The sequence below is a fragment of the Brevundimonas sp. 2YAF1 genome (assembly GCF_052114745.1).
Lineage (GTDB): Bacteria > Pseudomonadota > Alphaproteobacteria > Caulobacterales > Caulobacteraceae > Brevundimonas.
Window position 1 is genome coordinate 14,791 of record NZ_JBFRFI010000014.1, and the last position, 13,857, is coordinate 28,647.

At 69.0% G+C, this 13,857-nt stretch carries 12 protein-coding genes; 6 read left to right on the forward strand and 6 right to left on the reverse strand.

The window, feature by feature from the left end; translation table 11 throughout:
- Window positions 1–61: 61 nt before the first annotated feature.
- The 3 genes from AB4Y68_RS14065 (at window position 62) to AB4Y68_RS14075 (ending at window position 2,871) form a co-directional block, all read left to right on the forward strand.
- Window positions 62–871, forward strand: coding sequence for a class I SAM-dependent methyltransferase (locus AB4Y68_RS14065; RefSeq protein WP_441456380.1), 810 nt, complete (start codon window positions 62–64; stop codon window positions 869–871).
- Window positions 872–949: 78 nt separating this feature from the next.
- Window positions 950–1,849: a class I SAM-dependent methyltransferase gene (locus AB4Y68_RS14070; RefSeq protein WP_441456381.1), complete on the forward strand. Its 900-nt coding sequence runs from the start codon at window positions 950–952 to the stop codon at window positions 1,847–1,849.
- Entirely contained in the window at window positions 1,846–2,871 is a 1,026-nt protein-coding gene (locus AB4Y68_RS14075; protein WP_441456382.1) for an alpha/beta fold hydrolase, read from the forward strand. Before AB4Y68_RS14070 ends, AB4Y68_RS14075 begins: the two co-directional genes overlap by 4 nt.
- Here the strand turns inward: AB4Y68_RS14075 and hisN are convergent, their stop codons facing one another.
- Together hisN and AB4Y68_RS14085 are read right to left on the reverse strand one after the other, a co-directional pair.
- Entirely contained in the window at window positions 2,872–3,651 is a 780-nt protein-coding gene (gene hisN, locus AB4Y68_RS14080) for a histidinol-phosphatase (RefSeq protein WP_441456391.1), read from the reverse strand. It abuts the gene before it with no gap.
- Window positions 3,652–3,690: 39 nt separating this feature from the next.
- A complete protein-coding gene (locus AB4Y68_RS14085) occupies window positions 3,691–4,071 on the reverse strand; it encodes a helix-turn-helix domain-containing protein (protein ID WP_441456383.1) in 381 nt (126 codons plus the stop codon).
- Window positions 4,072–4,258: 187 nt separating this feature from the next.
- Here AB4Y68_RS14085 and AB4Y68_RS14090 point away from each other — a divergent pair, with 187 nt between their 5' ends.
- Complete coding sequence (locus tag AB4Y68_RS14090) at window positions 4,259–4,516, forward strand: GlsB/YeaQ/YmgE family stress response membrane protein (protein WP_441456384.1); 258 nt, start codon at window positions 4,259–4,261, stop codon at window positions 4,514–4,516.
- Between the two features lie 96 nt (window positions 4,517–4,612).
- On the opposite strand, the gene AB4Y68_RS14095 is transcribed toward AB4Y68_RS14090, so the two are convergent.
- Window positions 4,613–5,080 carry a superoxide dismutase gene (locus AB4Y68_RS14095; RefSeq protein WP_441456385.1) on the reverse strand — a complete coding sequence of 156 codons (468 nt, stop codon included), beginning with the start codon at window positions 5,078–5,080 and terminating at the stop codon, window positions 4,613–4,615.
- Between the two features lie 143 nt (window positions 5,081–5,223).
- Between AB4Y68_RS14095 and AB4Y68_RS14100 the strand changes: the two genes are divergently transcribed.
- Complete coding sequence (locus tag AB4Y68_RS14100) at window positions 5,224–6,888, forward strand: phosphatidylglycerol lysyltransferase domain-containing protein (RefSeq protein WP_441456386.1); 1,665 nt, start codon at window positions 5,224–5,226, stop codon at window positions 6,886–6,888.
- Window positions 6,889–7,198: 310 nt separating this feature from the next.
- Here the strand turns inward: AB4Y68_RS14100 and typA are convergent, their stop codons facing one another.
- Window positions 7,199–9,031 carry a translational GTPase TypA gene (typA, locus tag AB4Y68_RS14105; RefSeq protein WP_441456387.1) on the reverse strand — a complete coding sequence of 611 codons (1,833 nt, stop codon included), beginning with the start codon at window positions 9,029–9,031 and terminating at the stop codon, window positions 7,199–7,201.
- Between the two features lie 128 nt (window positions 9,032–9,159).
- Entirely contained in the window at window positions 9,160–10,206 is a 1,047-nt protein-coding gene (locus AB4Y68_RS14110) for a YeiH family protein (protein WP_441456388.1), read from the reverse strand.
- A gap of 83 nt (window positions 10,207–10,289) precedes the next feature.
- On the opposite strand from AB4Y68_RS14110, the gene AB4Y68_RS14115 reads away from it, so the two are divergent.
- Window positions 10,290–11,162, forward strand: a complete 873-nt coding sequence (locus AB4Y68_RS14115) for a LysR family transcriptional regulator (RefSeq protein WP_441456392.1) — start codon at window positions 10,290–10,292, stop codon at window positions 11,160–11,162.
- Between the two features lie 11 nt (window positions 11,163–11,173).
- Here AB4Y68_RS14115 and AB4Y68_RS14120 read toward each other — a convergent pair whose 3' ends face one another.
- Window positions 11,174–13,222 carry an OPT family oligopeptide transporter gene (locus tag AB4Y68_RS14120; protein WP_441456389.1) on the reverse strand — a complete coding sequence of 683 codons (2,049 nt, stop codon included), beginning with the start codon at window positions 13,220–13,222 and terminating at the stop codon, window positions 11,174–11,176.
- Between the last annotated feature and the right edge of the window lie 635 nt (window positions 13,223–13,857).

Genomic DNA, 13,857 nt, shown 5'->3' on the forward strand with positions numbered 1-13,857 from the left:
CGAGGCCGCGAAGCGCCGTAAGGGTTGAGGATTGTCTCTTTCAGGACCGACCGGAGCCCTCATGCGACCCCTCGTCCTCGCCGCCATCCTGGCGTCCGCCCTCGCCTCGCCCGTTCTGGCGCAGAACGCTCCGCTGGGCGCCCCGCCCGAGCCCGCCTTGCGGCACCGCCAGGGTCTGTCGATGGAGATGCCCGCGATCGCCGAGGACGCGGCACTTCAGGCCGCCGTCGCCTCGACCGCGCGCCCCGAGGCCGACCGCGCCCGCGACAGCCAGCGCCATCCGTTCGAGACCCTGACCTTCTGGGGCCTGCAGCCCGGCCAGACGGTGGTCGAGATCGAACCCGGCCGTGCGGGCTGGTGGCGCAATATCCTGGAGCCCTATGCGGCGGCGACCGGCGGCCGCTATGTCGCCGTGGGCAAGCCGACCGAGAGCATGGGCGTCGCCGACAGTTCGGCCGACATGGTCGTGGTGGCGCGCGCCTTCCACAACTGGTCGAGCGACGGGCGCACCGATCCCTATCTGGCCGCCTTCTTCAAGGCGCTGAAGCCGGGCGGCGTCCTGGCCGTCGAACAGCACCGCAGCGTCGAGGGGATGAACGTCGCCGACACCGCCTCGACCGGCTACGTCCCCGAAAGCTACGTCATCCACGCCGCCCGCCGCGCCGGCTTCGAACTGGAGGCGCGCAGCGAACTGAACGCCAATCCCAAGGATGACCGTCACCATCCGTTCGGGGTCTGGACCCTGCCGCCGACGCGCACTTCGCAGAAGGACGGCCGCGTCCTGACGGCCGAGGAGCGCGCCGCCTTCGACGCCGTCGGCGAGAGCGACCGGATGACCCTGCGTTTCCGCAAGCCCGAGACCGCAAACTGATGGGGTTTGCGGTTTTGACCCTCGCGCAGAAGCGCCTTAAGCCCACGGGCATGACCCAATCGGCGGAAGGAGGCGCGCATGTCTGAGCGATCGACGCGACGCGCGGTTTTGGCCGGGGCGTGCATGGCCGCCTTCGCCGGCCTGGCCGCTTGCGGCAAGAAGCAAGACAAGGCGGCGGCCCCCGCGCCGACCACGCCGGCGGGACCGTCGGAAGGCTCGCTTGACTGGGCGGTGGCGGGCGACTGGCGTTCGGCGGCCGACAAGGCGCGCGACGCTTGGCGTCATCCCATTGAAACCTTGCGGTTCTTCGGTCTGCAGCCGAAGATGACGGTGGTGGAGTTCTGGCCCGGCAGCGGCTGGTACGCCGATATCCTGGCCCCCTATCTGAGCAAGGGCGGCGGCACCTATGTCGCGGCGGGATTCGCCGAGGGGCCAGCCGCCGATCCGGCGCAAACCGCCTTGAACGCGGCGCTCAGGGCGCGGCTGGAAGGCGACAAGAAGCTGTACGGCGAGGTCCAGTTCAGCGCCTTTGGCCCGACGACCGGGCCGGTGGCGCCCGCCGGGACCGTCGATCTGGTCCTGTTCATGCGCTATATCCACGCTTGGATGGCGGCGGGCATCGCCGAGAAGGCCTTTTCCGACGCCTATGCGGCCCTGCGCCCCGGCGGCGTCCTGGGGGTCGAACAGCACCGGCTGCAACCGGACGAGGATCAGGATCCGGCGGCGGCCAACGGCTATGTGCAGGAATCCTTCGTCAAACAACTGGCAGCCGAGGCCGGTTTCGTCTTCGTCGAGGCGTCCGAGATCAACGCCAACCCCAAGGACACCAAGGACCATCCCTTCGGCGTCGAGACTTTGGCGCCGCGCCGTCTGACGGCGCCGCTGGGCCAGCCGGCCAATCCCGAGTTCGACCGCACCAAGTACGACGCGATCGGCGAGAGCGATCGCATGACCTTGAAGTTCAGGAAGCCCGAGTGAGCCGCCCCACCGCCTTCGCCGCCCATGCGCCCCTGATGGGGGTTCCCGGCGCCGCCTCCCCTCCCGGCGGAGAGGGCGACTGGTTCCGCGGCGCGGGCGGCCTGCGCCTGCGCGCCGCCCTGTGGACGCCCTCGGCCATGGTGGCCAAGACCCCGCGCGGCACGGTGGTGCTCAGCCCCGGCCGCACCGAGCCGATCGAGAAATATTTCGAGGTCATCGGCAATTTCCTAGCGCGCGGTTTCTGCGTCCTGGCCCACGACTGGCGCGGCCAGGGCCTGTCGGCGCGCCTGCTGCCCGACCGGCTGCGCGGCCACGCCCGGGCGGTCGAGGAGTTTCTCGACGACTACGCCCGCCTGCTGGACGCCTATGAGGCCCGCGCGCCCAAGCCGTGGATCATGGTCGGCCACTCGATGGGGGGCTGCCTGAACCTGCTGTCGCTAGAGGCGGGCGAGAACCGGTTCGCCGGCGCCGTGCTGTCCAGTCCCATGCTGCGCATCAAGACCGGCAAGCGGTCGATGTGGTCGGTCAAGCTAGCGGTGCGCTGGAACCTGCGTCACGGCAAGGCGGGCGACTATGTGCTGGACGACGCCGACGACCCCTTCGACCACACCTTCGAGAAGGACGCCCTGACGTCCGACCGCGCGCGTTACGACATGTGGCGGCAGCAGCTCTACGCCTGCCCCCATCTGGCCATCGGCGGCCCGACCTGGGGGTGGCTGGCCTTCGCTCTCGACGCGGGCGAACGCGTCCTGAAGCCGCGCGCGCTGAAGGCGGTGAAGATCCCCGTCTGCGTGGTTCAGGCCGCCGAGGACGACAAGGTCTGGAAACAGACCAACCGCTGGGCGGCGCGGCGTCTGGGCCGGGGCCGGTATGTCGAGGTTTCGGGCGCGCTGCACGAAGTGATCATGGAGGCGGACCCGCTGCGTGGCGTCTTCCTCGACGAGTTCGACGCCCTGGCCGGCTATGTCGCGCCCGCTGAAGGACAGGCCGCGTCGCCCGCGCCGGAGAAGGGCGCGGGCTAACTAGGTCGCGTTCAGAACCGCCAGGGCCTGACCCGTCAGGGCGGCGTCGCCGACCGCCAGGATGCGGCCGTCGCCGTCTGGCGCCTGGCCGGTCCAGCCCGTGACCCGGCCCCCCGCCGCCTCGATCACCGGCAGCAGCGCCGACCAGTCCCAGATTTTCAGCTCGGTTTCGGCCACCAGGTCTATGCGGCCGGCAGCCACCATGGCGTAGGCGTAGCCGTCGCAGCCCAGGCGGGCCAGCCGGGCCGAGGCCCGCAGCCGGGTCCAGGCCTCGCGGTCGGCGCCGACGAAGATGTCGGGATCGGTGGTGGCGACCAGGGCGTCGGCCAGAAGCGGACAGGCGCGGGTCTTCAGCGGGGTGTCGGCGCCATCGCGCAACAGCCGCGCGCCGGAAGGGCCGCCCAGGAAGACCTCGCCCAGGTAGGGCTGGCCGATGGCGCCGATCACGGGGCGCGCCTCGTGACGCAGGGCGATCAGGGTGGTCCACAGTGGCAGGCCGGCGATGAAGGCGCGGGTGCCGTCGATGGGGTCCAGCACCCAGACATGGTCGGCATCGGGCCGGTCCTCGCCGTATTCCTCGCCGATCACGCCGTGGTGCGGATAGCGGGCGGCGATCAGGCGGCGGATGGCGGCCTCGGCGGCGCGGTCGGCCTCGGTGACGGGGTCGAAGGCGCCGGGCCCGGCCTTGTTCTCCTCGGCGTTGTCGCCACGGAAATAGGGCAGGGCCGTGCGCGCGGCCTCATGCGACAGTTCGACGGCGAAGGCTTCCAGCTCGGTCATGGCGGCGGCATACACCGCCCGTCCTGCCGGAGCGAGGGGTCAGGCCGCCTCGTGGTCCGTGTGTAGCGACCGAGCCAGGTCCAGCAGACGGCGGCGCGGCCGTTCGTCCAGCTGATGATAGGCCTGGATCAGATCGAGGGTTTCCTTGCGGGAAAAGCCTTCCACGGCGGTGGCGGCCGCATCCTCATGGTGCTGCAGCGCCTCCGTCAGACCGTCGTAGAAATAGCTGACCTGGGTCTCCAGCGCTTCGGCCAATTCCCACAGGCGGGCGGCGGAGATGCGGTTGGCGCCGCACTCGTATTTCTGAATCTGCTGGAACCGGATGCCGACCTGAACGGCGAGCTGCTGCTGGGTCAGGCCCAGCAGACGGCGGCGGCGGCGCAGGCGGCGGCCTAGATGAAGATCGATGTCGGCGGCCATGACGGCCCCTTTCTCTGTCCTAAGGGCGCTGTGTCGAAACGACACGGCTGGCCTGCTGCGCCGCAAGCGCCGTGCCGGATTCGCTTTTCTGGAGAATGGCGGCGCTTGACGGGCGAGCGGAGGCAACCCCTGGGCGACCGACGCATTAGGGCCAAGGCATCAAGCCGGACTTGAAGGGAGCAAGGACATGAGCGGCTTTGGTTGGATCGCCTGGATCATCATCGGCATCGTGGCCGGGTGGCTGGCGGAAAAGATCATGAAGCGGGACCACGGCCTGCTGACCAATCTGGTGGTCGGCGTCGTCGGCGCGTTGGTCGGCGGGTTCCTGGCCAATAATCTCCTGGGCGTGGATGCGGCCGGCAACTGGATCGTCGGCATCATCGTCGCCACGATCGGCGCGGTGGTCTTGCTGTTCCTGCTGGGGCTGGTCAAGAGGCGGGCCTGAACGGCGCGGATACACGCCCAGAAGCGACCCAGAAGCGACCCAGAAGCGACAAAGGGGCGGCCCGACGGCCGCCCCTTTTTCATACCCGGCCGAAGATCAGGCGGCCGGCGCAGCGACCGCCGGCGGCTCGTCCGGGGTGGGCGTGGAATCAGGCTCCGTGGGCAGGGTCGGCGGGGTGGCGTCGGGGGCCGCCTCGGTCGGGGCCTCGCTGCTGATGGGCGCAGCGGCCTGGAAGTCGGACAGGGTGGCGTCGACGACGATTTCGGCGCCGTCCTGGCGGATGCCGGCCAGCCCGACAGGGCGGACCGCGCCATCGGCCCCGCGCACCGTCAGTTCCTGGCCCGAGGCGCCGTTCTGCACGCCGACCAGCTTGCCGAGTTCCGCGCCGTCGGCGCTCCGGACCACGGCACCCGGCGTCAGGGTCAGGCTTTGGGGTTGAGCCGCAGCGGCCTCTGTGGGGGCCGGTTCGGGCGTCTGCGGCGTCGTCGCGCCCTGAGCGAGCACGGGCGCGGCGAACAGGAGGGCGCCGGCGATGCCGGTCAGCAGGGCGGTCTTGCGGATCATGAGGTCACTCCGATTGAGCGAGTCTGGCGCTCGCGAAAAGGTGAACCCGCTGGGTTTCGGATTGTTTCAGCGGCCTAGAAATGACCTTTTCAGCGCCGCAAACGACCGATTCCTGCTCTATGGTGCAAGCTTAAGGGGGACGGATGACAGCCAAGGCGAGACACGGCGGAGCGGGACGCATTCTGCGGCGACTTGGCGGGCTGGCCTATGAGCTGACGCCGCAGGTCTTCGCCGTGGCCTCGTTCTGCGCCGGCGCCCTGATGCTGGCTTCGGCGGTGACGCCGGCCTTCAGCGACCGGCTGCGGGCGCTGGACCGGTTCGCGCCGCCCCTGCTGATCGACCTGTCGCATTTCGCCGCCAGCGTGGCGGGCTTTCTGCTGCTGCTTCTGTCGGCGGGCCTGTGGCGGCGTCGACGGGGAGCCTATTATGCGGCCATGCTGGCCCTGATCGTCGGCGCGGTCTTTTCCCTGCTCAAGGGACTGGAGTTCGAGGAGGCGGCGCAGCTGACGGCCATCGCCTTCCTGCTGGCGCCGTGCCGGGCGGCGTTCAACCGCCGCTCGCGGCTAGGAGAGCCGCTGACCCCGGGCTGGCTGCTGCTGCTGATCGCGGCGGTGGGGGCGATCCTGTGGCTCGGCTTCTTCGCCTATCGCGACGTGGCCTATACCGACGAACTGTGGTGGAGCTTCCTGATCGATCGTCAGGCCTCGGGCTTCCTGCGCGCCGGGGCGGTGATGGCGATCCTGACCCTGGCGGTGGCGATCCGCTCCCTGCTGACCGAGCCGGGGGCCGGCAGCCATGGACCGGCCGGTTCGGCCGATCTGGCCCGCGCCCGCATCGCCCTGGCCGAGGCCGACAGCGCCGCGCCGGAGGGCTGGCTGGCGACTCTAGGCGACAAGGCCCTGTTGTTCAGCCCGTCAGGCCGCAGCTTCATCGCCTATCGGGTCCGCGGCCGCCGCTGGATCGCCATGGGCGAGCCCGTCGGCCAGCGCGTCGAACGGCAGGAACTGCTGTGGGCCTTCGCCACCATGGCCGACCGCTACGGCGGGGCGGCTGTCTTCTATTCCATCGGCGAAGGGTTGCTGGCCGAACTGGCGACCATGGGGCTGGCGGTCAGAAAGGTCGGCGAGGCGGCGGTGATCGACGTCGCGGCCTTCTCGCTCGAAGGCAAGGCCAAGCAGAACCTGCGCACCGCCGTGAACCGGGCCGAACGCGAGGGGGCGTCGTTCGAGGTCCTGCCGCCGGGTTCGGCCAGCGGACTGGCGGCGGAGCTGCGCGCCGTGTCGGAGGCCTGGATGAAGATCCATAACAGCGAGGAGAAGGCGTTTTCCCTGGGCCGGTTCGATCCCGACTATCTGGACCTGACTCCTCTAGCCGTGGTGCGCGAGGGCGGGCGCATCGTCGCCTTCGCCAACCTGCTGCCGGGCGCGGGGCGGGGCGAGGTGGCCATCGACCTGATGCGCTATCGGCCGGACGCGCCGACGGGGGCGATGGACTATCTGTTCGTGCGCGCCATCCAGTGGGCGGGCGCCGAGGGCTATGAGGGTTTCGATCTGGGCATGGCCCCGCTGTCGGGGCTGGAGGATCGTCGGGTCGCCCCCGTCTTCGCCCGCGTCGGCGCCCTGGTGTTCGAGGAGGGCGGCGCGCTTTACGGCTTCGCCGGCCTGCGCGCCTACAAGGCAAAATTCGCCCCCGAGTGGCGGGCGAAATTCATCGCCGCGCCCGCGTCGACGCCCCTGGCCATGGCCTTGCTGGACGTCGCCCTGCTGACCAGCGGCGGCTGGCTGGGGATGCTGGGCTTCAGGAAGTAGGCCCCTTCCATCGTCATCCCGGACGACCTGAAAGGTCGATCCGGGACCACAGGAAGCGCGGACCGTCGTGTGTGGGGCGGTCCCGGCTCTCCGCTGCGCTTCGGCCGGGAGGACGGTGAAGGGCAGCGGGCCTCAAGCAGACCGTAAGGTCGGTAGGCCCTAACAAACCGGCCTCAAGCAGACCGTAAGGTCGGTAGGCCCCAACCAGCCGGCCTCAAGTAGCCCGAAGGGCGGTAGGCCCTCAGGGAAAGATCCCAAAAAGAAAGGCGACCCTTTCGGATCGCCTTCTTCATTTCGTCTGTCATCAGCCTCAGTCGGGGCGGGCGCGCTTCTTGCGGAACGAGGGGTTCAGAATCTGCTTGCGCAGACGGATCGACTTGGGCGTGACCTCGACCAGCTCGTCGTCGCCGATATAGGCGATGGCCTGTTCCAGCGACATCTGGCGCGGCGGGGTCAGGCGAACGGCTTCGTCCTTGCCCGAGGCGCGGACGTTGGTCAGTTGCTTGCCCTTGATCGGGTTGACGTCCAGGTCGTCCCAGCGTGCGTTCTCGCCGATGATCATACCTTCGTAGGTCTTCTCGCCAGCGCCGACGAACATGATGCCGCGGTCTTCCAGGTTCCACAGGGCGAAGGCCGCCGTGTCGCCGTCCGAGTTAGAAATCAGCACGCCCCGCAGACGGCCAGCGATCTCACCCTTATAGGCTTCGTAGTGGCTGAAGACGCGGTTCAGCACGCCCGAGCCGCGCGTATCGGTCAGGAACTCGCCCTGATAGCCGATCAGCGAGCGCGACGGGCACTTCAGGCTGATGCGGGTCTTGCCGGCGCCTGACGGACCCATGTCGGTCATTTCAGCCTTACGGGCCGACAGCTTCTCGATGACGATACCCGAGAACTCGTCGTCGACGTCGATCATGACGTCTTCGATGGGCTCCATCTTCTCGCCGTTCTCGCCGGTCTGGAAGACCACGCGGGGACGGGAGATCGAGACCTCGAAGCCTTCACGGCGCATGTTTTCGATCAGAACGCCCAGTTGCAGTTCGCCACGGCCAGCCACTTCATAGGCGTCGCCGCCCTCGGTGGTGGTGACGCGGATGGCGACGTTGGCTTCGGCTTCCTTCAGCAGGCGGTCACGGATGACGCGCGACTGGACCTTGTCGCCTTCGCGGCCGGCCAGCGGGCTGTCGTTGACCGAGACGGTCATGGAGATGGTCGGCGGGTCGATCGGCTGAGCCGGCAGGGCGTCGGTGACTTCCATGGCGCACAGGGTGTCGGCCACGGTGGCCTTGGACATGCCGGCGATGGCGACGATGTCGCCGGCTTCCGAACCTTCGTCCAGGGCCTGACGCTTCAGGCCGCGGAAGGCTAGGACCTTGGTGATGCGGCCGCGTTCGATTTCCTTGCCATCACGGTCCAGGGCATGGATGGCCATGCCGGGGATAGCCTTGCCGCTCTGGATACGGCCGGTCAGCAGGCGGCCCAGGAAGGGGTCGCTTTCGATCAGGACGTTCAGCATCTGGAAGGGCTTGTCGCGGTTTTCTTGAACCTTGGGCGCCGGGACGTGCTCGACGATCAGGTCGAACAGCGGGGCAAGGTTATCGCTAGGGACGTTGAGGTCCAGCGTGGCCCAACCCGAACGGCCCGAGGCGTAGATGTGCGGGAAGTCCAGTTGCTCGTCCGTCGCGCCGATGGCGGCGAACAGGTCGAAGGCTTCGTTGTGGACGCGGTCCGGATCGGCGTGGGCGCGGTCAACCTTGTTGATGCAGAGGATGGGCTTCAGGCCCATCTTCAGAGCCTTGGTCAGAACGAACTTGGTCTGCGGCATGACGCCCTCTTCGGCGTCGATCAGGATGACGCAGCCGTCCACCATGCCCAGGATGCGCTCGACTTCACCGCCGAAGTCGGCGTGGCCGGGGGTGTCGATGATGTTGATGCGGGTTTCGCCAGCCTTGCCGTTCCAGAGCACCGAGGTGCACTTGGCCAGGATGGTGATGCCGCGCTCTTTTTCCTGGTCGCCCGAGTCCATGGCGCGCTCAGTGGTCGCCTCGTTGGCTCGGAAGACGCCGGACTGAGCCAGCAGGGCGTCAACCATGGTGGTCTTGCCGTGGTCAACGTGGGCGATGATAGCGACGTTACGAAGGTTCATTTCGGGCTCGGGCGGACTGTGTTCGGCCGCGGAAACTCCGGGCCGCTGCAAGATGCGGTATCAGGAAGGAAGCGGCGCCTCTTACAGCCCTCTGACTCGAAAGGCCAGCGTGGCGGTTCGATTGTGCGTCAGGCCGGCAAAATCAGCACGATCGTCGTCAACGCCAGGGCGCCGATCAGTAGGGCCGAAAGTGCGGCGACAGCGGCCACGCGCGGCCCGGCGCGGACCACGGCGCGCGGATCCACCATCAGCCCCAGCCCCGCCATGGCGATCAGGGTCATGGCGGTTACCCCGGTCTGGAGCGAGGGCAGGACGACTTCCGGGATCAGGCCCGCCGAGCGCAGTCCCATCAGAATCAGGAAGACGATGATGAACCAGGGGGCCATGTGGTGCAGCTTGGGACCCTTGGCGCCCTCGACCTTGCCCGAGCGCATCAGGCCCAGCACCAGGCAGACCGGGCCCAGCATCAGGACGCGGACCAGCTTGACGATCGCGCCGGTCTGGACAGCCAGCAGCCCGGCGGGGGCGGCGGCGGCCAGAACCTGGGGCACGGCATAGACGGTCAGACCGGCCAGAACGCCGACCTTGACGGGGTCGAAGCCCATCAGGGCGCCGACGACGGGGACCAGAAGGACCACCAGAATGCCCAGGACGGCGGTGAAGCCGATGGCGGCGGCCACGTCCTGGCCTTCCGCCTCGATGACCGGGGCGACGGCGGCGATGGCGGAGTTGCCGCAGATGGCGTTGCCGCAGGCCACCAGCAGCGCCATGGCGGGCGGCAGGCCGAAGGCCCGGCCCAGGGCGTAGCCGCCGACGATGGCCAGGGCGACCACGCCGACGATGGCCAGCAGCAGGACTGGCCCCAGGGCCATGACGGCGGCGCCGGAAACGGTGGCGCCCAGCAGGGCGACGGCCACCTCCAGCAAGGTCTTGGCGCTGAAGCGCACCCCGGGCGTCCAGACCTCGGACGGGGTCCAGACCAGGCGCAGGCCCGCCCCCGTCAGGATGGCCAGCACCAGGCCTTCGATCCACGGATGGCCGAACAGCTGCGTCTCGATCATCTGCAGGCCGAAGGCCGCGGCGCCGATCCCGGCGCTCAAAAGCACGCCCGGCAGCAGGCGCATCGGGCCGGTCAGGGAGCGGCGGGCGTGGACGGGGTGGAGGGCGGTCGTCATGACGCCGCATCCTCTGCTCCGACGTCTGATCGATCCAATGGATAGTTCTGGATTTAACAATCGATAAAGACGATTGATTGGTTATGACACTGGAACAGCTCCGCATCTTCGTCGCCGTGGCCGAGCGTCTGCATATGACGCGGGCGGCCGAGGCGCTGAACCTGACCCAGTCGGCAGTCAGCGCGGCGGTGGCGGCGCTGGAGGCGCGGCACGGGACGCGGTTGTTCGACCGGGTCGGCCGGGGGCTAGCGCTGAACGCTGCGGGCGCCGCCTTCCTGCCCGAGGCCCGCGCGGTTCTAGCCCAGGCCGAGGCGGCGGAGCGGGTGCTGGACGATCTGGCGGGGCTGAAGCGCGGCTCGGTGCGGCTGTTCGCCAGCCAGACCATCGCCGCCTACTGGCTGCCGCCCCGCATGGCGGCCTTTGCCCGGGCCCACCCGGAGATCGACCTGCATCTGACCATCGGCAACACCCATCGGGTGGTCGAGGCGGTGCTGGCGGGCGAGGCCGAACTGGGCCTGATCGAGGGGGCGTTCGAGGCTGCAAGGGTCGAAAAGGCGCGGATCGACGCCGACCGGCTGGTGGTCGTGGCGGCGCCGGGGCATCCGCTGGCGGGGCGGGGCGAGCCCCTGTCGGCGTCCGATCTGCGCGGGCTGGACTGGGTCTTGCGCGAAGAGGGGTCTGGCACGCGTAGCGAGTTCGAGGCGGCCCTGCCGCGCGGCGTCGCGGCGTCGGAGCTGCGGACGGTTCTGACCCTGCCGTCGAACGAGGCGATCCTGGCGGCGGTGGCGGCCAGTGATCTGGTCACGGCGATCTCGGAACTGGCCGCCCAGCCCCTGATCGAGGCGGGGCGGCTGGTTCGTCTGCCGCTCGATCTGCCCGAGCGGCCGTTTCATCTGCTGCGCCACCGCGAACGGCGGCCCAGCCGGGCGGCGGAGGCCTTCGCCTCCGCGCTTTAGCTAGAGCTGGGTCAGACCTTGGCCGAGCGGCTGCGGATCCAGGCGTAGAGGGCGAAGGTCAGGCCAGCGAAGGCGACGACGCCCGCCAGCATGGCCGGCCACATGGTCTCCTTGGGCAGAAGGGCGAAGGGGGCTTCGTTCCGGGTGCTGACGATGACGGCGGCGGTGAAGACGCCGAACAGGCTTTCACCGACGATCAGGCCCGAAGCCAGAAGCACGCCCATGCGACGGCCGACCTCATTGAAGCGGGTCGTGGCGATCCACTTCTCATAGATCCAGCCGCAGACCGCGCCGATGACCAGCATGGTGGTGACGGCGGCCGGCAGATAGACGCCGATGCCGGCGGCCAGCGGCGGCAGCTTGATCTTGCCCTTGGTCGAGCGTTGCAGGACCACGTCGAGGATGATGACCAGGACGCCGACGGCGGCGCCGATGCCGATCAGGTCCCAGCGCAGGTCGCCGCTGATGACGCCCTTGGCCAGGGCCGAGATCAGGGTGGCTTGCGGCGCGGCCAGGGTCTGCGTGCCCTCGACGATGGCGGGCGGGCCGCCCTCGAAGCCGAAGGCCTGGTTCATCATGTCCAGGACGAAGGGGATGACCAGGGCGCCGGCGACGACGCCGACCAGCAGGGCCGTCTGCTGACGCCAGGGCGTGGCCTCGACCAGTTGGCCGGTCTTCAGGTCCTGCAGGTTGTCGTTGGAAATGACGGCGACGGCGAAGACGATGGAGGTGACGATCAGGGCGAAGGCGATGATCGACGGATCGGCAGGCACGTTGGCGATGGCCATGACGCCCAGCATCAGCAGCGAGGCGATGACGATGGCCAGGATGCCGACGCCCGACACCGGGCTGTTGGACGAGCCGATCAGACCGGCCATGTAGCCGCAGATGGCGGCCACGGCGAAGCCGATGACCACGACGTAAATCAGCCCGCCGATGACCAGGATGGGGGCCGAGGCCGCCAGCGTCGTGCCCTGCGTGAACAGGGCCAGCAGGACGGCGATGCCGACCAGGGCGCCGACCGAGAGCAGGCCGACCAGCTTGATCGGAATGTCCTGTTCGGTGCGGTCCAGAACCTCGCCGTGGGCGCGTTTTTCCTGTGCGGCCAGGGCCGAGACCAGGCCGGCGACTAGAGGCTTGGCGAGTTTGAACAGGGTCCACAGGGCGGCGACGCCGATGACGCCGGCGCCGATGAAGCGGACTTCCTTGGCCCAGACCGTCATGGCCAGTTCTTCGGCCGGGGCGCCCGCCGGGACGGAGGCGGCGATGGAGGGCACGCCGTGGGCGGCCAGCCAGGCCACGGTGTCGGGCGAGGTCAGGATGGGCACGAAGATCAGCCAGGCCAGAACCAGACCGAACAACTGGGTCAGGCCGACGGCCAGACCGATCAGGTGACCGGCGCCCAGCAGGGCGAACTGCATGGAGAAGCCGACGCCGGTGGCGCCGCCGCCGAGCGCGGCGGGGAGGCGCAGGAAGGCGACGGTCTCGGCGGCGAAGACGCGGGCCGAGGCCAGGAAGGCGAAGAAGGCCGAGGCGACGGCGCTGCCGACGACGACGACCAGGCCCGAACGGTTCTCGCGCACGGCGCTTGCGGACTCATCCGCGCCGGGCGACCCGACCTTCAGCACCTCGGCGGCGGCGACGCCCTCGGGGTAGGGCAGGTCGGCCTGCACCACCAGGGTCCGGCGCAGCGGGATGGAGAAGGTCACCCCCAGGACGCCGCCAAGGATGCAGATCATCACCGACTCCCAGAAGGGGAAGTTCATCCACCAGCCGATCATGACCAGACCGGGCAGGACGAAGATGATCGAGCTCATGGCGCCGCCGACCGAGGCGACGGTCTGAACCGTCATGTTCTCCCAGATGGTCGACCCCTTGAAGGCGCGCAGCAGGGCCATCGAAATGACCGCCGCCGGAATGGCCGAGGCGAAGGTCAGGCCGACCTTCAGCCCCAGATAGGTGTTGGCCGCCGTAAACACCGCCGCCAGCAAGCACCCCAGGATCAGGGCGCGGATGGTCAGTTCGATGCGTTTGCCGATCCCGGCGGGTTTGTCTGTCATGCGGGTTCTTTCCGTTGTCGCCGGAGGTAATCCCGAAAGCGGCGCCGTGACAACGCCCTTCCCTTCTCCCCTTGCGGGAGAAGGTGGCCGAGCGGAGCGAGGTCGGATGAGGGGTGGCGCTGAGGACTGACTATTCGTTGTCGGCCAATGTCGCGAGACCCCTCATCCGTCAGGCTTCGCCTGCCACCCGTCGTCGGCTCGCATGCGAGCCTCCTCCACCCGCAAGGGGAGAAGGAACAGGTTCGCCCGCCTCGCGTGAACGCGGGCGGCGGAGGGCTGGGCGGGGCGCCGGGCCTTCGCCCGGAGTGGATGTAGTTTTACCGTTTCGACGAAGGCCGACGCCCCGCGCGAAGAGTTGGACATGAGCTCGGGGCAGGCGCCGTTGTTAGCGGCTACCCCCGGCGCCCATGACGGGCAGGCCGCGCGACGACGCGGTCCTGGAACGGTCCGAGTAACCCCCTCGACCCTGACCGGAACCTCTATGGCGGACGGGTCGAACGCCCCGTCGCTAGGCCCCAGCGGCGTCTTGATTGAGGTGTGGTCTATCGCCCTTCGGGCTACTTGAGACCACAAGAGCAACGCGTGTTCGCGAGCCGCTCCCTTCACCTCTGAACCGCCCGCCTGATCCATCGCCG

Coding starts and splice junctions, on each gene's coding strand:
- AB4Y68_RS14065 (WP_441456380.1), top strand. CDS start 62: ATGCGACCCCTCGTCCTCGCCGCCATCCTGGCGTCCGCCCTCGCCTCG.
- AB4Y68_RS14070 (WP_441456381.1), top strand. CDS start 950: ATGTCTGAGCGATCGACGCGACGCGCGGTTTTGGCCGGGGCGTGCATG.
- hisN (WP_441456391.1), bottom strand. CDS start 3,651: ATGACCGAGCTGGAAGCCTTCGCCGTCGAACTGTCGCATGAGGCCGCG.
- AB4Y68_RS14085 (WP_441456383.1), bottom strand. CDS start 4,071: ATGGCCGCCGACATCGATCTTCATCTAGGCCGCCGCCTGCGCCGCCGC.
- AB4Y68_RS14090 (WP_441456384.1), top strand. CDS start 4,259: ATGAGCGGCTTTGGTTGGATCGCCTGGATCATCATCGGCATCGTGGCC.
- AB4Y68_RS14095 (WP_441456385.1), bottom strand. CDS start 5,080: ATGATCCGCAAGACCGCCCTGCTGACCGGCATCGCCGGCGCCCTCCTG.
- AB4Y68_RS14100 (WP_441456386.1), top strand. CDS start 5,224: ATGACAGCCAAGGCGAGACACGGCGGAGCGGGACGCATTCTGCGGCGA.
- typA (WP_441456387.1), bottom strand. CDS start 9,031: ATGAACCTTCGTAACGTCGCTATCATCGCCCACGTTGACCACGGCAAG.
- AB4Y68_RS14110 (WP_441456388.1), bottom strand. CDS start 10,206: ATGACGACCGCCCTCCACCCCGTCCACGCCCGCCGCTCCCTGACCGGC.
- AB4Y68_RS14115 (WP_441456392.1), top strand. CDS start 10,290: ATGACACTGGAACAGCTCCGCATCTTCGTCGCCGTGGCCGAGCGTCTG.
- AB4Y68_RS14120 (WP_441456389.1), bottom strand. CDS start 13,222: ATGACAGACAAACCCGCCGGGATCGGCAAACGCATCGAACTGACCATC.